General features: G+C 72.5%; 9 protein-coding genes. 3 read left to right on the top strand and 6 right to left on the bottom strand.

Annotated features, from left to right (window positions below):
* Positions 1-99: 99 nt before the first annotated feature.
* The gene (locus AB0878_RS32905; RefSeq protein WP_366584097.1) at positions 100-366 is read right to left on the bottom strand and encodes a hypothetical protein; all 267 of its coding nucleotides are present in this window, start codon (positions 364-366) and stop codon (positions 100-102) included.
* A 119-nt stretch (positions 367-485) separates the two neighbouring features.
* The gene (locus AB0878_RS32910) at positions 486-1,268 is read right to left on the bottom strand and encodes an alpha/beta fold hydrolase (protein ID WP_366584098.1); all 783 of its coding nucleotides are present in this window, start codon (positions 1,266-1,268) and stop codon (positions 486-488) included.
* Between the two features lie 211 nt (positions 1,269-1,479).
* On the opposite strand from AB0878_RS32910, the gene AB0878_RS32915 reads away from it, so the two are divergent.
* A complete protein-coding gene (locus AB0878_RS32915) occupies positions 1,480-4,077 on the top strand; it encodes a LuxR C-terminal-related transcriptional regulator (RefSeq protein ID WP_366584099.1) in 2,598 nt (865 codons plus the stop codon).
* Between the two features lie 14 nt (positions 4,078-4,091).
* A complete protein-coding gene (locus AB0878_RS32920; RefSeq protein WP_366584100.1) occupies positions 4,092-4,235 on the top strand; it encodes a LuxR C-terminal-related transcriptional regulator in 144 nt (47 codons plus the stop codon).
* A 78-nt stretch (positions 4,236-4,313) separates the two neighbouring features.
* On the opposite strand, the gene AB0878_RS32925 is transcribed toward AB0878_RS32920, so the two are convergent.
* From AB0878_RS32925 to AB0878_RS32935, 3 genes are read right to left on the bottom strand one after another with little or no spacing between them, the layout of a single operon-like run.
* Positions 4,314-5,270: an NAD-dependent epimerase/dehydratase family protein gene (locus AB0878_RS32925; RefSeq protein ID WP_366584101.1), complete on the bottom strand. Its 957-nt coding sequence runs from the start codon at positions 5,268-5,270 to the stop codon at positions 4,314-4,316.
* Positions 5,271-5,283: 13 nt separating this feature from the next.
* Entirely contained in the window at positions 5,284-6,576 is a 1,293-nt protein-coding gene (locus AB0878_RS32930) for a nucleotide sugar dehydrogenase (RefSeq protein WP_366584102.1), read from the bottom strand.
* A gap of 52 nt (positions 6,577-6,628) precedes the next feature.
* Positions 6,629-7,312: a PIG-L family deacetylase gene (locus AB0878_RS32935; RefSeq protein ID WP_366584103.1), complete on the bottom strand. Its 684-nt coding sequence runs from the start codon at positions 7,310-7,312 to the stop codon at positions 6,629-6,631.
* A 246-nt stretch (positions 7,313-7,558) separates the two neighbouring features.
* Here AB0878_RS32935 and AB0878_RS32940 point away from each other — a divergent pair, with 246 nt between their 5' ends.
* Complete coding sequence (locus AB0878_RS32940) at positions 7,559-18,451, top strand: type I polyketide synthase (protein WP_366584104.1); 10,893 nt, start codon at positions 7,559-7,561, stop codon at positions 18,449-18,451.
* An 87-nt stretch (positions 18,452-18,538) separates the two neighbouring features.
* On the opposite strand, the gene AB0878_RS32945 is transcribed toward AB0878_RS32940, so the two are convergent.
* Positions 18,539-19,264 carry a TetR/AcrR family transcriptional regulator gene (locus AB0878_RS32945; RefSeq protein WP_366584105.1) on the bottom strand — a complete coding sequence of 242 codons (726 nt, stop codon included), beginning with the start codon at positions 19,262-19,264 and terminating at the stop codon, positions 18,539-18,541.
* Positions 19,265-19,289 lie beyond the last annotated feature (25 nt).

Raw genomic sequence — 19,289 nt, forward strand, 5'->3', positions numbered from 1 at the left:
GCCGCCGTCCTTGGTCTCGACGATGGCGGTGTCGTTGTGGCCGTCGTGGTCGGTGTCGATCGTGGCGACGCCGGCGTTCTGTACGCGTCGGGTGGGTTCTCAGGCCTCGGTGAGCAGACCCAGGGAGCACAGCGAGCCGGCCAGCGCGATGATGTCGTAGCGCGTGTCCTCCTCGTCGGTGCCCCACAGACCGGACAGGACGGCCGCGGCGCGGTCGACGTCACCGTTCTGCTGCTTCAGCGCGATCCACATCGCCGCGGCGACGGGCTCGCACTCGATCTGGCGGCGGGTGGCGCGGCAGGTGAGCTCGAGGTGGCCGTTGGGGAGCATCCGCTGGGTGACACCGGGAGCGGTCTGGATGGCCATCATGACTACCTCCGAGGGAAGTGGTTCCGGGGTGTTTCCTTGATGTACTTAGTTTCGCGGAACCGGGCCCGCCGGACCATGGGGTCGGCACCTGAACGCCAGGTGGGGTTTACCCACCCCTACCGCGGCGCCTGATCCGGGGTTGCGCGCTGCCACCGAGCCAGGGTCGTGGCGACCGTGCCGACGACGCCGTCCAGCTGGCTGTTCAGGTAGAAGTGCCCGCCGCCGAACACGGCGACGTCACACGTCGCGGTGGTGTGGGCGCGCCAGGCGCCGGCCTCGTCGAGGTCGGTCACCGGGTCGGTGTCGCCGACGAGGACCTGGATGGGGCACCGCAGCTCGGCACCGGCGTCGTGGCGGTAGGTCTCCACGGCCGTGTAGTCGCCGCGGACGGCGGGCAGCACCATGCGCAGCAGTTCGTCGTCGCCCAGCACGGCGGTGTCGGTGCCGCTGAGCTCCTTCAACGCGGCGATGAGACCGTCGTCGTCGCGCTGGTGGACGTATTCGATGCGCTGGGCCGAAGGGGCACGGCAGGCGGAGGCGAACAGGCCGATCAGCTCCGCGCCGCGGGCCTCGAGCCGGCGGGCGACCTCGTAGCCCAGCGTCGCGCCCATGCTGTGGCCGAACAGCGCCACCGGGCGGTCGAACCACGGGCCGAGGTCGTCGGCGAGGGCGTCGGCCATGGCGGCGAGGTTGTCGAAACAGCGTTCGCCACGGCGGTCCTGGCGGCCCGGGTACTGCACGGCGACGACGTCGGCGGGCAGCCCGGCCGCGAGGGCCGCGCGGGAGAACGGGAAGTAGGCGGTCGCCGAGCCGCCGGCGTGCGGCAGGCACACCAGCCGCACGCGAGCGTCCTCGACCGGGTGGAAGCGCCGGACCCAACGACTGGTTTTTTCGTTCACGGCAGTCACAGTTCAGGAAGTGTTCGGGCCGCTGCTCGCGCGGGCAACCCCTACCGGCCCGGGAAGTGCCTGGGGCGCAAGGAAATCCGCAGCAACAGAACGTGACGTGATCACCCCTTCGGGTGACTTTAGGTCGGGGTTGGTTGCCCTTAGGGGGTCACTGCGAGTCTCGGAGTCGCAGGAAGATGACCAGTGGGTCGAGGAGCTTGCGATGGGCGTGAACTGGGGGCAGAACCGCCGAACCGATCCGCAGGAGGCAGTGGGGTTTCTGGAAGGCCTGCTGATCGAATGCGACGCCGGTGCGGGGGAGACCGTGCTGGTGGGCGGCGGTCCGGCCAGCGGCAAGACACAGGTGCTGAACCAGGTGGTGGCACGGGCGAAGGAGCTGGGCATCCTCACGCTCACCGCGACCGGCGCGGCCGACGAGCGTGAGGTGGACGGCGGCGTGATCGACCAGCTGCTGGCCGGTCCCGCGCTGCCGAAAGCCGTGGCACAGCACCAGGACAAGATCACCGAGCTGTGCGGCGCGCTGCACGGCGTGGCCCGCGAACGACCGGTGCTGGTGGCCGTGGACGACCTCCACCACGTGGACGAGACGTCGGCGCGGCTGCTGCTGAGGTTGCAGCGGCGCACCCGTTCGGCCGCACTGCTGCTGGTGCTGACGCAGCCGGACACCTGGTACGCCGGCGGCGGTCTCGAGTTCGCGTCGCAGCCGCACCGGCACGTGCAGCTGACGCCGCTGTCGATCGCGGCGATCGCGGAACTGGTGGCGGAGGACGGGCCGGACGGGCTGCCCGAGCAGATCCACGAGCTCAGCGCCGGCAACCCGCTGCTGGTCAACGCGCTCGTGGACGCGTTCCGCAGCAGCACCGACTCCGGTTCGGCCTACTCGGAGGCCGTACAACGGCTGCTGCACCGCTACGGCTCACCGATGCGGGAGGTCGCGACGGCGATCGCGGTGCTGGACACCGACGTCACCACCGAAGCCGTGGCCACCGTCGCCGGGGTGGACCCGCTCGACGCCGAGACGTCGGCCGGGCTGCTGGCCGAGTCGGGCCTGGTCGCCGGCGTTCGGTTCCGGCAGCAGCCGGCCGCGGCCGCCGTCGTGGGCGGGCTGCGCGGTTCGGAGAAGGTGCGGCTGCACGTCCGCGCGGCCGAGGTGAAGCACGCGCGGGGCCTGCCGGCCGCCGACGTCGCCCGCCACCTCGTGGCCGCCGACGAGGCGAAACCCGAGTGGGCGCTGCCCGTGCTGGTGGAAGCGGCGGAGCAGGTGATGCTCGGCGACGACGTCGAGTTCGCCACCCGCTGCCTCAAGCTCGCGGCGTCCGTGGCCGCCGCCGCGTGGGAGCGGCAGGCGATTTCCCAGCTGCTGGCGAAGATCACCTGGCGCGTCAACCCGGCCGCCGCGGCGCCGCACCTGGCTTCGCTGCGTGCGGCGGGCGACTCGCTCGACCAGTCCGACCGGATCGCGCTCGCACGGCAGTCGCTGTGGTTCGGTGAGCGGGACACGTTCGAGCAGGCTTTCGCGGCGCTGGACGCCGACCTCGAACCGCTCGACCCGCGCACGGCCGCCGAGCTGACGCTGGCCGGGCACTGGCACTACGGCGTCGCCCCGGCGGCCCCGAGCGGCGACGACCCGTGGCTGCACACCGCGAACACGCTCGCTTCCGTGTGGCACACGGGCGCGACCGAGGCGACGTCGGCGTGCGCGGAGCGGATCCTGCAGAACTGCCGGCTTTCGGACACTTCGCTCGAAGCGCTGGGCACCGCGATCGTCGCGCTCGCGTACGCCGACAAGGCCGACCGCGCCGAAGGCTGGTGCACGTCGCTGAGCGAAGAGGCCGAATACCGCGGCGCGGTGACGTGGAAGGCGATGCTCGACGCGTTGGGCGCGAGCCTGGTGCTGCGCCGGGGTGACGTCGCGGCGGCGACGGACCGGGCGAACCGCGCGCTGGCCCTGCTCGACGCGCCCAACTGGGGTGTCGCGATCAGCTACCCGCTCGCCACGCTGCTCTCGGCGCACACCGCGGCCGGCGCGTTCAAGGCCGCTGCTGCGGTGCTGCGGCAGCCGTTGCCGGAAGCCGTGTTCACCACGCTCGGCGGCGTGCGCTACCTGCGGGCCCGGGGCCAGTTCCACCTGGCCACCAACCGCGGTCTGGCGGCGGTCAGCGATTTCCAGCAGTGCCAACGGGTCCTGCGGGAGCAGGAGCTGGACCTGCCGACGGTCGTGCCGTGGCGCACCGATCTCGCCGAGGCCAACCTGAAGCTGGGGAACCCGACGCTCGCCGTCGAGCTGGCCAAGCAGCAGCTCGCGAGCGCGGCGCCGACCGATGCGTACTCGCGTGGTTCGGCCTTGCGGGTGCTGGCTTTCGCCGGCGATTCCGCCGGGCGGGCGGGGCTGCTCAACCGGGCCGCCGAAGCGTTCAAAGCCTCGGGCGATCGGCTGGAGCTGGCGCGCACCACACGGGCGCTCAACCAGCTCGGCCAGCGCGCGGAACGCTCCGCGGGCCTGGTCAAGCCGGTGCACGTGCCGCGCCAGGCGACGCGGGCGGTCACGGCGAGACCCGTGCCGCCCCGACCCGTCGCCCCGCGCACGGAGGTGACGCCCGCGCAGACGACGCTCAGCGAGGCCGAGCTGCGCGTGGCCGAGCTGGCGGCCCACGGGCGCACCAACCGCCAGATCGCGGAGACGCTCTACATCACCGTGAGCACGGTCGAACAGCACCTGACCCGGGTCTACCGCAAACTGGGCGTGGCCGGGCGCGCCGCTCTGGCCGGCGAGCTCGCCGGCGCCGACAGCGGGCAGTGAGGGAGAGAGATCCGGTGGTACTGACCGAGATCGAGCTGCGCGTGGCCGACCTCGCCGCGCACGGCACGAGCGTCCCGGCGATCGCGGAGCTGCTGGGCGTCGCCCCGAACACGGTGGCCGACCACCTCACGGCCGTGTACCTCAAGCTCGGCCCCTGACCACGCGGGCGCACCCAAATGTGGCGTTGGGTGCGTCGAGCGCACCGAACGCCACATTGGGGTGGTCTGGGCGGGGGGTCAGCGGCGGTCGGCGATGACGGCCGCGATGATGTCGTCCAGCGTGCGGGTGGGGACGAAGCCGATCTGGTTGTACGCGCGGGTGCAGTCGGGGATGCGGCGCTGCATGTCCTCGTAGCCCTCGCCGTAGGCCTGCTCGTACGGGACCTTCGCGATGGTGCTGGTGGAGCCCGTCGCGGAGATCACGCGTTCGGCCAGCTGCGCGATCGTGGTCTGCTCGTTGCTGCCGAGGTTGAACACCTTGCCGTACGCGGTTTCGTCGGCGAGCAGGTCGACGAGCGCGGGCACGACGTCGTGCACGTGGCAGAAGCAGCGGGTCTGCTGGCCGTCGCCGAAGACGGTGATGGGCTCGCCCGCCAGGGCCTGCGTGACGAAGCGCGGGATGACCATGCCGTAGCGGCCGGTCTGGCGCGGGCCGACGGTGTTGAACGGGCGCACGATCACCGTGCGCAGGCCGTGCTCCTTGGCATACAGGTAGGCGAACGTCTCGTCCAGCGCCTTGGCCTCGGCGTAGGACCAGCGGTTCTTCAGTGGCGAGCCGATGATGCGGTCGTCCTCTTCGGACAGTCCGTCGGCGGTGTTCTTGCCGTAGATCTCGCTCGTGGACGCCACCAGGATCGGGACGTCGTGGCGCAGCGCGGCGTCGAGCAGGTTCTCGGTGCCGTGCAGGTTGGTGCGCAGGCTCTCGAGCGTCTTGTCGAGGATGGTGAACACGCCGACCGCGGCGGCGAGGTGGAACACCGCGTCGACGCCGGCCATGCACGACTCGACGGCCGACGGGTCGGTCACGGAGCCGCGGACGAAGCGGAAACCGGGGTGCCCGGCCACGGCGGTGAGGTTGTCGAGGGTGCCGGTGCTGAGGTTGTCCAGGGCGACGACCTCGTCGCCGCGGGCGAGCAGGTGCTCGGTGAGGTGGGAGCCGATGAAACCGGCACCGCCGGTGATCAGGTAACGCACGTCAGGAGTCCTCTCAGTTCGCGAACAGCGTGCGGTCGAAGCGGTAGGTGGCGTCGATGACCGTGCCGCACTGGGCGAGCCACTCGTACGAGTGCCCGGGCTGGATCGTGTGGATCAGGGCGACGTCCCAGTCGCCGCCGGCCGGGTCGACCACGTTGTCGAGCGAGCCGCCGGTCACGCGCACGTTGGGCACCAGCGGGTCGTGGTAGCCGACCTTGGCGCCCTTCGCGGCGAGCAGGTCCAGGATGTCGAGCGCGGACGACGAGCGCACGTCCTGCACGCCGGGCTTGTAGGTCACGCCGACGACGAGCACGCGGGTGCCCGCCATGCCCTTGCCGTCACGGGAAAGCGTGTTGAGCACGCGGTCCACGACCTGCTTCGGGCGCTCGGCGATCGCGTGCATGGCCTGCGTGACGAGCGGCGCGTTGCTCTGCGTCGCGCGCAGCTGCCACAGCAGGTAGTGCGGGTCGCACGGGATGCAGTGGCCGCCGACGCCGGGGCCGGGGTGGAAGGCCATGAACCCGTACGGCTTGCTGGCGGCCGCGTCGATGACCTCGATGGGGTCGATGGCGAAGCCGTCGCTGATCTCCGCGAACTCGTTGGCCAGCGCGATGTTCACCGCGCGGAAGGTGTTCTCGAACAGCTTGGTCATCTCGGCCGCCTCCGGCGAGCTGACGCAGTGCACGGCCGGGGTCAGCACGTTGATCACACGCTGCGCCATCGCGGTGCACACCGGTGTGACCCCGCCCAGCACGCGCGGCGTCTCGGCCTGCGTGTGTGTGACGTTGCCGGGGTCGATGCGCTCGGGGCTCGACGCCACGAAGATGTCCCGCCCGACCGTGAAACCCTTGGCGGTCAACGGCTTCACCAGCAGCCGCTCGGACGTGCCGACGTAGCTGGTGGAGGTGAGGATCAGCGTCTGGTCGGGCCGCGCGTGGGAGATCAGGGCGGCGCACGCGCTCTCCAGCGGGCCCAGGTCGGGCATCAGGTACTCGTCGAGTCCGGTCGGCACGCACACCAGCACCGCGTCGGCCTCGGCCATGCGCGCGGAGTCGGTGGTGAGCTGGAAGTCCTCCTGGTGCACGGCCTTCTCGAGCCGGCGGTGGTCGGACTCGATGAGGTCGACCTCGCACGAGCGGATCGCGTCGAGGCGGTTCTGCGACAGGTCGATGCCGATCACCTCGACGCCGCCGGCGTGCAGGCCGAGTGCCGTCGGCAGGCCGACGTACCCCATGCCGATCACGGCGACCGAAGTCAGTTTGGTGAGCTCGGTGGTGGTCCGGAATTCAGCGACAGTACTGGTCATTTCTCGTCACCCGTTTCTTGCTGGGCAGATAAAAGACAGAAAGGAAACGCGCTCAATGCACGATCCGCACGATTTCGAACGCCTCGGCGAGCCCCGCCGAGACCTGCGAGCCGCGGTATTCGGCCAGGGCGCGCACGCCGCGTTCGCTGCGGGGGCTGGGCCACGGCTCGAGCTCCTTGCCGTAGGCGCGCAGCGCGTCGATCTTGCGATCGAGGTGCGACTCGTCGAGCAGCTGCCAGTAGTTCGGGCGGAACGCGTTGGGCAGCCCCGAAGCTTCTCCGACGTCGGTGGCGGAGCGGATCTCGAACGTGCGAACCTCCTTGACCGGGCCGCGGCCGGGCCGGCCCGCGACGCGAGCCGCGCGGCTCACCAGCGCGTGGTCGGTGGACAGGTCGCACATGCTGGTGGCGAACACCGTGTCCGGCTCGAACTCCCGGACCTCCTGCTCGACGACGCGGTTGAGGTCCAGGTGCCGTTCGGTGTCGAGGCGGTTGTCGCCGAACTCGTGGACGCGCACGCGCTCGATGCCGAGCGTCTTCGCGGCCAGCTCGATCGCGGCGGTGCGGTTGACGACACCGGTGCCGCTCACCGACCGCGAACCGTCGTCGTTGGTCAGGATGCAGAGCGACACGACGACGCCTTCGTCGGCGAGGCGGGCGATGGTGCCGCCGGCGCCGAGCGTCTCGTCGTCGCCGTGGGCCCCCACGACCAGAAGCTTCCGAATCTTCCTGTGCATAACCGATCCCCAGTCTCAGTCCAGCGGGCGAACCTCGGGCGAAAACGAGCGAGAGAATTGCTGCGAACGTGGGGAAAATCTGTCATCCGGCCGCCGCGACCGACAACCCCTAAAGACCGTCTAAAGCGGACCTTGGTGCCGCTTCGAGCGCGCTGGTGCAGGGGCTCTTAGGGGTGGGTCCGGCCGCGCTCGCGCTTCTATCGTCGGCCTGTCCGGCGTTACGTGACGGGGAAGGAACGAGGACACGTGGGCAACTCCGAAGAAAAACTGGTCGGTGCGCTCCGAGCCTCGGTGAAGGAAACCGAGCGGCTGCGCGAGAAGAACCGCCGGCTCACCGAGGCCGCGCGCGAGCCGATCGCGATCATCGGCATGGCCTGCCGCCTCCCGGGTGGCGCGAACACCCCCGAGCAGCTGTGGCGGCTGCTGGCCGGCGGCGTCGACGCCATCGGTGAGTTCCCGACCAACCGCGGCTGGGACCTCGAGCGCCTCTACGACCCCAGCGGTGAACGCCCCGGCTCCAGCTACGTGCGCGAAGGCGGCTTCCTCCACGACGCACTGGACTTCGACGCCGACCTCTTCGGCATCAGCCCCCGCGAGGCCCTGCTGATGGACCCGCAGCAGCGGTTGCTGCTCGAGACGTCGTGGGAGGCCTTCGAACGCGCCGGCATCGCGCCGCACTCGGTGAAGGGCAGCGCCACAGGTGTCTTCGCCGGCACGATGTACCACAACTACCAGGGCAGCTACGGCTCGTCGGGCGTGATCTCCGGGCGGCTCGCCTACACCTTCGGGCTCGAAGGACCCGCGGTCACGATCGACACCGCGTGCTCGTCCTCGCTCGTCGCACTGCACCTGGCGGTTCAGGCCTTGCGCAGCGGCGAGTGCTCGCTCGCGCTGGCCGGCGGCGTGTCGGTGATGTCGACGCCGCGCACCTTCGTGGAGTTCTCCCTCGACGGCACGCTCGCCCGCAGCGCGCGCTGCCGCACGTTCGCCGACTCCGCCGACGGCACCGGCTGGTCCGAGGGCTGCGGCATGCTGCTCGTCGAGAAGCTCTCCGATGCGCGCCGCAACGGTCACCCCGTGCTCGCCGTCGTGCGCGGCACCGCGATCAACCAGGACGGCGCCTCCAACGGCATGACCGCGCCCAACGGCCCGGCCCAGCAGCGCGTGATCCGCCAGGCCCTGGCCAACGCCCGGGTGACGCCCGACGAGGTCGACGTGGTCGAGGCGCACGGCACGGCCACCAAGCTCGGTGACCCGATCGAGGCGCAGGCCCTGTTGGCGACGTACGGCCAGGACCGTGCCGAGCCGCTGTGGCTGGGGTCGATCAAGTCGAACGTCGGGCACACGCAGGCCGCCTCCGGCGTCGCCGGCGTGCTGAAGCTGGTGCTGGCGCTCAACAACGGCGTGCTGCCGAAGACGCTGCACGTCGACAAACCGACCCGGCACGTCGACTGGAGCGCCGGGAACGTCGAGCTGCTGACCGAGTCGCGCCCGTGGGCACGAGGGGACCGGCCGCGCCGCGGTGCGGTGTCGTGCTTCGGGCTCAGCGGCACCAACGCGCACGTGATCCTGGAGGAAGCTCCGGAGCCCGAGGCGACGGAGCCGGCGCGGGACGACGCGGCGGTCCCGTTCGTGCTGTCCGGGCGGACGCCGCAGTCGCTGCGGGACCAGGCCGCGCGGCTGGCGGAGCACCTCGTGGAGAACCCCGCGCCGCCGCTCGACGTGGCGCGCACGCTGGCCGTCGGCCGGACGCACCTCGACCACCGCGCCGCCGTGACCGGGCACACGCAGGACGAGCTGCTGGCGGCGTTGACCGCGCTGGCGAACGGCGAGCCCGGTGGCGTCGGCGGTCTGGCGCGCGGTGAGGCGACGCTCGGATTCCTGTTCTCCGGTCAGGGTTCCCAGCGTGTCGGCATGGGCACTGAGCTGGCGGCGAAGTTCCCCGTCTTCGCCGAGGCTTACGCCGCCGCGTGCGGCGAGCTGGACCGGCACCTGGACCGGCCGATCCGCGAGGTCGTGGCCGGTGACGCCGAGACGCTGGCACAGACGGGGTATACGCAGGCCGCGTTGTTCGCGTTCGAGGTGGCGTTGTTCCGGCTGGTCGAGTCGTGGGGTCTGGCGCCGTACGCGGTGTGCGGGCATTCGATCGGCGAGCTGGCGGCCGCGCACTGCGCCGGGGTGTTCTCGCTGGCCGACGCGGCGAAGCTCGTCGCCGCACGGGGCAAGCTGATGCAGGCGCTGCCCGCCGGCGGCGCGATGGTGGCGATCGAAGGCACGGCCGAGGAAGTCGCGGAACACGATCCCGAAGGGACGGTCGACGTCGCCGCCGTGAACGGGCCGAGGTCCGTGGTCATCTCCGGTGCCGAAGACGCCGTGCTCGCCGTGGCGGAGAAGTTCGCCGGGCGCCGGACCACGAAGCTGAAGGTGTCGCACGCGTTCCACTCGCGGCTGATGGACCCGATGCTGGCCGAGTTCCGCGCGGTGGCGCAGAGCATCACCTACACCGAGCCGACGTTGTCGGTCGTCTCCAGCGTCACCGGCGGCGAGGTGTTCACCGAGCTGACCGATCCCGAGTACTGGGTCCGCAACGTGCGCCGGCCGGTGCGGTTCGCCGAGGCCGTGCGGGCGCTCTCGGCCGAGGGCGTGAACCGGTTCCTGGAGCTGGGCCCGGACGCGCCGCTGACTGCCGTCGTGCCGCAGTCCTCTTCGGACGGTTCGGTCGCCGTCGCCGCGCAGCGCCGGGAGATCGCCGAGGACGTCGCCCTGGTCACGGCACTCGCGACTCTGCACGTCCGTGGGATCTCGCCCGACTGGGCCGCGCACTTCACCGCCCGCGGTGCTGCCCGCGCCGACCTGCCCACCTACGTCTTCCAGCACCAGCGTTACTGGCTGGAGGTCTCGTCCGACTCCGGTGACGTGACGTCGATGGGTCTCGACCCGGTCGACCACCCGCTGCTCGGCGCGGCGACGCTGCTCGCCGACGCCGAGGGCCTGGTGCTGTCCGGCCGGATCTCCGCGACCACGCACCCGTGGCTGAACGACCACGTCGTCGGCGGTGCGATCCTGTTGCCCGGCACGGCCTTCGTGGAGCTCGCGGTGCGCGCGGGCGACGAGGTCGGCTGCGGTCGAGTCCGCGACCTCACGTTGCACGCGCCGCTCGTTCTGCCGGAGAAGGGTGCCGCGCGGATCCAGCTCCGGGTCGGCTCGCCCGCCGCGGACGGCACGCGGCCGATCAGTGTCCACTCGCGCCCCGACGACCCGTCCACGGCGAGCGCGTGGACCCGTCACGCCGACGGCACGCTCGCCCCAGCTTCTGCGGCCACCGCGTTCGACCTCAGCGCGTGGCCGCCCGCCGGCGCCGAGGCCATCGACCTCGACGGCATGTACGACCTGCTCGCCGAACACGGCATGGCCTACGGCCCGGTCTTCCGCGGCCTGCGGGCCGCGTGGCGCAGCGGCGACGACGTGTTCGCCGAGGTCGCGCTGCCCGAGCAGGACCGCATGAGTGCGGAGGCGTTCGGCCTGCACCCCGCGGCGTTCGACGCGACCCTGCACGCCGTGGGCCTCAGCAATGCGGCCGGTGAGGGCACGACGCTGCCCTACGCGTGGTCCGATGTGGAGCTTCACGCGGCCGGCGCGTCCTCGCTGCGCGTGCAGGTCCACCCGACGGGCGAGCAGACCGTGGAGCTCCGGCTCGCGGACACCAGCGGTGCGCCGGTCGCCCGCGTCGGTGGCCTGACGCTGCGCCGGATCAGCGAGGAGCAGCTCGCCGCCGCGCGATCGACGCCGAGCAGCACCGACTCGCTGTACTCGCTCGACTGGGTCCCGACGACATTGCCGGACGCGGGCACCACCGACTACACCGTGTACGAAGCCGGCACCGGCAACGACGCCGAAAGTGCGCGGGCGGCTGTCCACAATGCACTGAGGGAGCTGCAATCGGTCGAGGGCAAGCTGGTCGTCGTGACCCGCGGTGACCTGGCCGGTGCGGCCGTCGCCGGGCTCGTCCGCTCGGCGCAGGTGGAGAACCCCGGCCGGATCGTGCTGGTGGAAGGCGAGTCCACCCCCGACCAGCTCGCCGCGGTCGCGGTCGCCGACGAGACGGCCGTGCGCGTCTCCGGCGACGACGTGCGCGTGCCGCGGCTGGCCCGCGCGGTGCCGGAGCCGGGCGAGCCCGTGGACTGGTCCGCCGGAACGGTGCTGCTCACCGGCGGCACGGGTGCGCTGGGCCGGATCGTCGCGACGCACCTGGCCCGGCGGGGCGCGAAGAAGCTCCTGCTGGTCAGCCGCCGCGGCAAGAAGGCGCCGGGTGTAGCCGAGCTGGTCGCGCAGCTGGCCGAGCTGGGGGCCGAGGCCACCGTGGCCGCGTGCGACCTCGCCAACGCCGCCGCCGTGAAGCGGCTGCTGAAGAAGCACCCGATCCACGCCGTGGTCCACGCGGCCGGCGTCCTCGACGACGGGGTACTGCCTTCGCTCACGCCCGAGCGCATCGACGGCGTCTTCGACCCCAAGGCGCTGGCCGCGTGGCACCTGCACGAGCTGGCCGGCGATGTCGCCGCGTTCGTCACGTTCTCCTCGGCGGCCGGCGTGCTCGGCGCGCCCGGCCAGGCCAACTACGCCGCCGCCAACGCCTTCCTCGACGCCCTCGCCACCCACCGCCGCGCCGAGGGCAAACCGGCGCACTCGCTGGCCTGGGGCATGTGGGAGTCGGCCGCGGGCATGGCCGGCGAGACCCACGGCAAGCGCGGCCTCGGCGCGTTCACGGCGGAAGAGGGCCTCGCGCTCTTCGACGCGGCCGTCGGCTCGGCCGGCGACGTGTTCGTGCCGATCAAGCTCGACCTGCCCGCGTGGCGCGAGGCGGGCGGCGTGCCCGACCTGCTGCGCGGCCTCGTCCCGGCGGCGCGGCGCACGGTCTCCGACCGCGAGGCGGGCGCGGACTCGTTGCTGGGCAAGCTGATCCGGCTCCCGGCCGACAAACGGCTCGACCACCTGCGTGAGCTGGTCATCGCCCACGCGGCCGCAGTGCTCGGGCACGGTTCGGCCGACGTCGTCGACGCCGACCGCGCGTTCAAGGACCTCGGGTTCGACTCGCTCACCGCGGTCGAGCTGCGCAACACGCTCAACGAAGCGACGGGCCTGAGCCTCACGGCCACGCTCGTCTTCGACTACCCGACCGCGGGTGACCTGGCGGCGCACCTGCACGAATCGCTGCTCGGTGACCTCGGCGACGCCACCGAGCCGGAGCAGACCGTGGTCGCCCTCGGCGCCGACGAGCCGATCGCCATCGTGGGCATGGCCTGTCGCTTCCCCGGCGGCGTCCGCACACCCGAGGAGTTCTGGCAGCTCGTCGTGAACGGGGGCGACGGCACGTCCCGCTTCCCCGAGGACCGCGCGTGGGACCTCGACTACTGGCTCGGGCTGTCGGCGGCCGCGGGCAAGGAACCCAACGGCGGGTTCGTCACCGACGCCACCGACTTCGACGCCGGCTTCTTCGGCATCAGCCCCAACGAAGCCGTGATGATGGACCCGCAGCAGCGCATGCTGCTCGAGGCCGTGTGGGAGGCGTGCGAGTCGGCGGGCATCAACCCGTTGTCGCTCAAGGGAACCGACACCGGCGTGTTCGCCGGCGTGATGCAGTCGGACTACGACCCGGGCCCGCTGGGCACGCTCGCGCACAACGGCCTGTTCCGCGGCTCCGGCGCGCTCGGCAGCGTGGTCTCCGGTCGCGTCGCCTACACCTACGGGCTGGAGGGCCCGGCCGTCTCGGTCGACACCGCGTGCTCGTCTTCGCTGGTCGCCCTGCACCTCGCGATCCAGGCCCTGCGCCAGGGCGACTGCTCGCTCGCCCTCGCGGGCGGGGTGTCCGCGCTCGTCTCGCCGGAACCGTTCGTGCACTTCGACAACAGCGGCACGGCGTCCGACGGGCGCACCAAGGCGTTCTCGGCCGCGGCCGACGGCGTGGGCTGGGCCGAAGGCGTGGGCCTGCTCGTGGTCGAGCGCCTCGCCGACGCGCAGCGCAACGGCCACGAGGTCCTCGCGGTGATCCGCGCGAGCGCGGTCAACCAGGACGGCGCGTCCAACGGGCTCACCGCACCCAACGGGCCTTCGCAGGAGCGCGTGATCCGCCGCGCGCTCAAGCTCGCGGGGCTGACCGGCGCGGACGTCGACGTCGTCGAGGGCCACGGAACCGGCACCACGCTGGGCGACCCGATCGAGGCCAACGCGCTGCTGGCCACCTACGGCCGCGAGCGCTCGGCCGACGACCCGCTGTGGCTCGGCTCGGTGAAGTCGAACATCGGGCACACGCAGGCCGCCGCGGGTGCGGCCGGGGTCATCAAGATGATCCTGGCGATGCGCCACGGCGAGCTGCCGATGACGCGGCACGGCGGCGACCCGTCGCCGCACGTCGACTGGTCGCCGGGCACCGTGCGGCTGCTCGCCGAGACGATCCCGTGGCCCGAGCGCGACCGTCCGCGCCGCGCCGCCGTCTCGGCTTTCGGGTACAGCGGCACCAACGCGCACGTGATCGTGGAGCAGGCGCCGCCCGTCGCCGCGCCAGAACCGGTGCGGGCGCCGGGTGAGCGTGGCACGGCCCTTCCGCCGTGGCTGCTCACGGCCCGTACGCAGGAAGCTCTGCCGCTGCAGGCTGCCGCGTTGCTGACGCACCTCGAGGAGCACCCGGACCTGGACCCGCTCGACGTCGGGTTCTCGCTGGCCGTGCGCGAACCGATGCTGTCCTACCGCGCGGCGGTGGCCGGCGACGACCGGGCCGAACTGGTGGCTGGCCTCACCGCGCTGGCCGCGGGGGAGGACTCGCCGGCCGTCGTGCGCGGCATCGCCCGCGGCGGGGTGACCGCGTTCCTCTTCCCGGGACAGGGCACGCAACGGCCGGGGATGGGTCGTGAGCTGTGCGCCGCGTTCCCGGTGTTCGAACACGCCTTCAACCAGGCGAGTGTGCTGTTCGACGACCACCTGGGCCGCTCACTGCGCGAGGTGATGTTCGCCGACGAGGGCTCGGTCGACGCGCAGCTGCTCGACCGCACGGCGTTCACGCAGGCCGCCCTGTTCACCATGCAGGTGGCGCTCTACCGGCTCGTCGAGTCGTGGGGCCTGCGGCCAGGGGTATTGCTGGGCCACTCCGTGGGCGAGATCGCCGCCGCGCACGTGGCCGGGGTGCTGTCGCTCAAGGATGCGGCGAAGCTCGTCGCGCATCGCGGGCAGCTCATGCAGGACCTCTCCGGCGGTGCGGTGTTCGCGGTCGAAGCCGACGAAGCCGAGGTCACGCCGCTGCTCACCCCGGCGTGCGGGATCGCCGCGATCAACGGCCCTCGCTCACTCGTCGTGTCCGGTGCCGAGCCCGACGTGGTGGCCATCGCCGAGCACTTCCAGGCCGAAGGCCGGCGCACCAAACGGCTCGCGATCAGCCAGGCCATCCACTCGCCGTTGCTCGACGAGATCCTCGACGAGCTGCGCGAGATCGCCGAAGAGCTCACCTACGAGCCCGCCCGGTTGCCGATTGTGTCCACGGTGGACGGTGTGGTGGTGGACCCGGAGCGCTGGTGCGACCCGGAGTACTGGGTGGCGAACTGCCGTCAGTCGGTGCGGTTCCTCGACGGTGTGCGAGCCCTGGAGGACTTCGGCGCCGCGCGGTACGTGGAGCTGGGCACCGACGGCACGCTCGCCGCGATGACCCAGACGTGTCTCGCCGGTGACCCGCGTGACGTCGTGGTGATCCCGTTGCGCGCCAAGGCCAAGGGTGAGCTCCGGGGTGCGCAGCTGGCCGCCGGCCGGTTCTTCGCGCACGGCCTCGGTCTCGCGCCCGCCAAGCTGTTCCGCGGTGCCGATCAGGTGCCGCTGCCGTTGTACGCCTTCTGCCGCACCCGCTTCTGGCCCGAGGTGGACATGGAGGCCATGCACGCCACCGGCGACCTCGTGACCACCGGGCTCGACGCGACGGAGCACCCGCTCGTGGCCGCGTCGCTCACGGTGGCCGGTTCCGCGCAGGTGGTGCTGACCGGCCAGGTGTCGGTGCACACGCACCCGTGGCTGGCCGACCACACCGTCGGCGGCGTGATTCTGTTCCCGGGCGCGGCTTTCGTCGAGCTGGCCGTGCGGGCCGGTGACGAGGCTGGCTGCCCGCGGATCGACGAGCTCACTCTGGAAGCGCCGCTCGTGCTGCCGGAGCTGGGCAAGGTGCGCTTGCAGGTGGTCGTGGACGAGCCGGACGGCTCGGGTCGCCGCACCGTGTCGGTGTTCTCGCAGGCCGATGCCGCCGAGCCGTGGGTGCGGCACGCCACCGGGGTGCTCGCCCCGGACGCGGGGGCGGAGCCCGCGGGGCTGTCCGTCTGGCCGCCTGCGGGGGCGGAACCCGTTGACTTGGAAGGGTTCTACGAAGGTTTCGCTGCCGCGGGCCTCGGTTACGGGCCGGCGTTCCAGGGGCTGACGGCCGCCTGGGTGTCGGGTGCCGAGGTCTTCGCGGAGGTCGTGCTGGACGACCCGGCCGCCGAGCGGTTCGGGTTGCACCCGGCTGCGCTCGACGCGTCGCTGCACGCCATCGGGCTCGCCGAGACCGTGACGGTCGAGGGCGGGCTGCCGTTCGCGTGGACCGGCGTGCGGCTGCACGCGGTGGGCGCGAGCCGGCTGCGCGTGCGGATCACGCCGCTGGGCGCGGACTCCGTGGCGATCGAGCTGGCCGACCAGACCGGGCGTCCGGTCGCGTCGGTCGAGTCGCTGGTGCTGCGGACCGCCGCCGGTGGTGCGGTGGCCACCCGGGCGCCCGAGTCGCTGTTCGGCTGGGCTTGGCTGCCCGTGCCGGCGACCGGCACAGCGGTGCCCGCGCTGTTCCCGAGTCTCGACGCGGTGCTCGCCGCCGGCCCCGTGCCGGACGTCGTGCTGCTCGATCGCCGCACGCCGGCTGAGATCGGTGACGCGTTGGAGGACGTGCAGAACTGGCTCTCCCAGAAAGAGTTCTCGGCGGCCACGCTGGTCGTGCTCACGAGCGGCGCGGTGGCGCGCGACGGCGAGGACGTGACGGATCTCGCCGGGTCCGCGCTGTGGGGCCTGGTGCGCGTGGCGCAGTCGGAGAATCCGGGCCGGTTCGTGCTCGTCGACTCCGACGAGGCTTCACTGGCGCTGCTGCCGGGTCTGCCGGACTCCGGGGAGCCGCAGTTCGTGCTCCGCTCCGGCGTCGCGTATGCCGGACGGCTCACGCGCCCCGCGCCGTCGGCCGAGCCCGTGACGGCGTTCGGTCCCGACGGGACGACGCTCGTCACCGGGGCCACCGGGGCGATCGGCTCGCAGCTCGTGCGGCACCTGGTGACCGAGCACGGCGTGCGGCGGCTGGTCCTGGTCAGCCGGCGCGGTTCGGCTCCCGGCCTGGTCGACGAGCTGACTTCGTCGGGCGCATCGGTGACCGTCGCGGCCTGCGACGCGGCCGACGAAGCCGCGCTCGCCGAGGTGCTGGCCGCGATCCCGGCCGAGCACCCGCTGACCGCGGTGGTGCACCTGGCCGCGGTGGTCGACGACGCCACCCTGCCGTCGCTCACCCGCGAGCGGCTCTCGGCGGTGCTGCGGCCGAAGGCCGACGCGGCACTGAACCTGCACCGCCTCACCGAAGGCCTCGAGCTGTCGGCGTTCGTGCTCTTCTCCTCCGTCGCCGGGCTGCTCGGCAACGCGGGCCAGGGCAGCTACGCCGCGGCCAACACGTTCCTCGACGGCCTCGCCGCGCACCGGCGGTTCCGCGGGCGGCCCGCGCAGTCGCTCGCGTGGGGCCTGTGGGAGGACGCGGGGCTGTCCGAGAGCGACCGGGACCGGTTGGTGCGCAACGGGATCTCGCCGCTGTCCGCGGAGGAAGGAATGGCGCTGTTCGACGCCGCCGTGGCGCGGCCGGAGGCGCTGCTCGTGCCGATGAAGGTGCTGGCCGGCGACACCGAGGACGTGCCGCCGGTGTTCCGCACGCTTGTCACGCCTTCGCGGCGCACGGCGTCGCGGGCCGCGGGCGACGCGGAAGGCCTGAAGCAGCGGCTGGCCTCGCTCGAACCGCTGCAGCGTGAACGGGCCGTACTGGACCTGATCCTGGACCGGACGGCGGCGCTGCTCGGCTACGCCGGCGGCACGGCGATCGACGCGTCGCGCCACTTCCTGGAGTCGGGCCTCGACTCGCTCACGGCCGTCGAGCTGCGCAACGGCCTCAACGACGACACCGGCCTCCGCCTGCCGGCCACGGTGGTGTTCGACCACCAGACCCCGGCCGGCCTGGCCACACACCTGCTGTCCGAATGGGACACGACAGTAGCGGCTCCGGCGGAAGACGACTCCCTGCAGGAACTCTTCGCCGACGCGGTGCGCGCCGGCCGGGTGCAGGACGGGCTGAGCATGCTGGGCGCGGTCGCGAACCTGCGTCCCGCGTTCACCTCACCCGCCGACGTCGACCGGCTGCCCGCGCCGGTGCGGCTCAAGGAGGGGTCGGCCGACCCGCAACTGTTCTGCTTCGCGACCCCGGTCGCGACGGGCGGGGTGTACCAGTACGCGAAGCTCGCCGCCGGGTTCCCCGGTGACCACGAGCTGCACGCGGTGCCGATGCCGGGCTTCCTGCCCGGGGAGGCGCTGCCGTCGACGCCGGAGGCGATCGTCGAGGTCCTCGCGGAAAGCCTGCGCAAGGCGGCGGGCGACCGTCCGTTCGCACTGCTGGGCTACTCGTCGGCGGGCATCCTCGTCCACGCCGTCGCGGAAGCCCTGGAACGCACCGGCACCCCGGCCGCCGGCGCCGTCCTGCTGGACACCTACGTGATCCACGAAGGCGCCGGTGAAGACGTCCGCGCCAGCGAGGAGGCCGCCGCGGACCTCGCGAAGGGCATGCTGCGTCACGAATCGCAGTACGGCTCCTTCGACCGCACGAAGCTCACGGCGATGGCCCGCTACATGGACCTGCTGCCGCGGATCACGGTCACGGACCTCGCCACCCCGTCGCTGCTCGTGCGGCCCACGGACCCGTTCGACCCGGCCGCCACGACGTGGCGCACCACCTGGTCCCACGCGGGCAGCACCCGCACCGTCCCGGGCCACCACTTCACCCTCATCGACACCGACGCCCCCACCACCGCCCGCGCCGTCTCGGCCTGGCTCACCGACCTCGCCTGACCCCCTGCTCACCGCACCCCAATGCGGCGTTGGTGGCGCTCAACGCACCGAACGCCGCATGGGGGCGCTCCGGGCCGGGCGAGCGGGTCAGCGGGACTCGGCGAAGCCGGACACGCCGGCGACGACGTGGTCGAGGCCGGCTTCGAGGAACGCGTCCGCCTCGGGTTCTGTCGCCGGGTACTGGCCGTCCGTGACGAGGCCGGCCAGGTGTGTCGAGCCGAGGCGGTCGAGGTGGGGCAGCAGGTGATCCCGCACGGCGGTTGCCTCCCCGGGACCGGCCGGGGACGCGAGCCGCGCCGCGGCGGCGTGGGCGAAGCCCGTCACCATGGTGACGCAACCGAGCAGATGTCCTTTGTGGACACCGGCGCGGGTCAGGGCCGTCAGGAGGAGCTCCGTCCACGCCAGGCGGTTCGGGGTGATCGCGTCGCCGCTGCGCGGCAGGTCCAGCAGCCACGGGCGGGTCAGCAGCCGGTCGACGACGGCACGGGCCCAGGCCCGCACGTCGGCGCGCCAGTCGTCGGACGCGACCAAGGCCGGCGGCGGCGGGCCCCAGCCCGCGTCGGCGAGCAGCACCGTCAGCTCCTCTTTCGAGCTGACGTAGCGGTACAGCGCGTTGGTCGTCACGCCGATCTCGTGCGCGATGTTCGGCAGGGAGGCGCCCGCGGCGCCCTCGGCGTCGGCGAGCTCCACGGCCGCCGCGACGATCTGTTCGACGGTGTGCGCGGGCCGCGGTCCGCGGCGTGGCGGCGGAGCGCCGCCCCAGGCGAGCGTGAGCCCCGGGGGCCGTTCGGGTGTCGTGTCCCTGTCCAGCATGGTCCGCATCTTCCCTGGCGAGTAC

It is taken from the genome of Amycolatopsis sp. NPDC047767, from assembly GCF_040704195.1.
In the GTDB taxonomy this organism is placed as follows: domain Bacteria; phylum Actinomycetota; class Actinomycetes; order Mycobacteriales; family Pseudonocardiaceae; genus Amycolatopsis.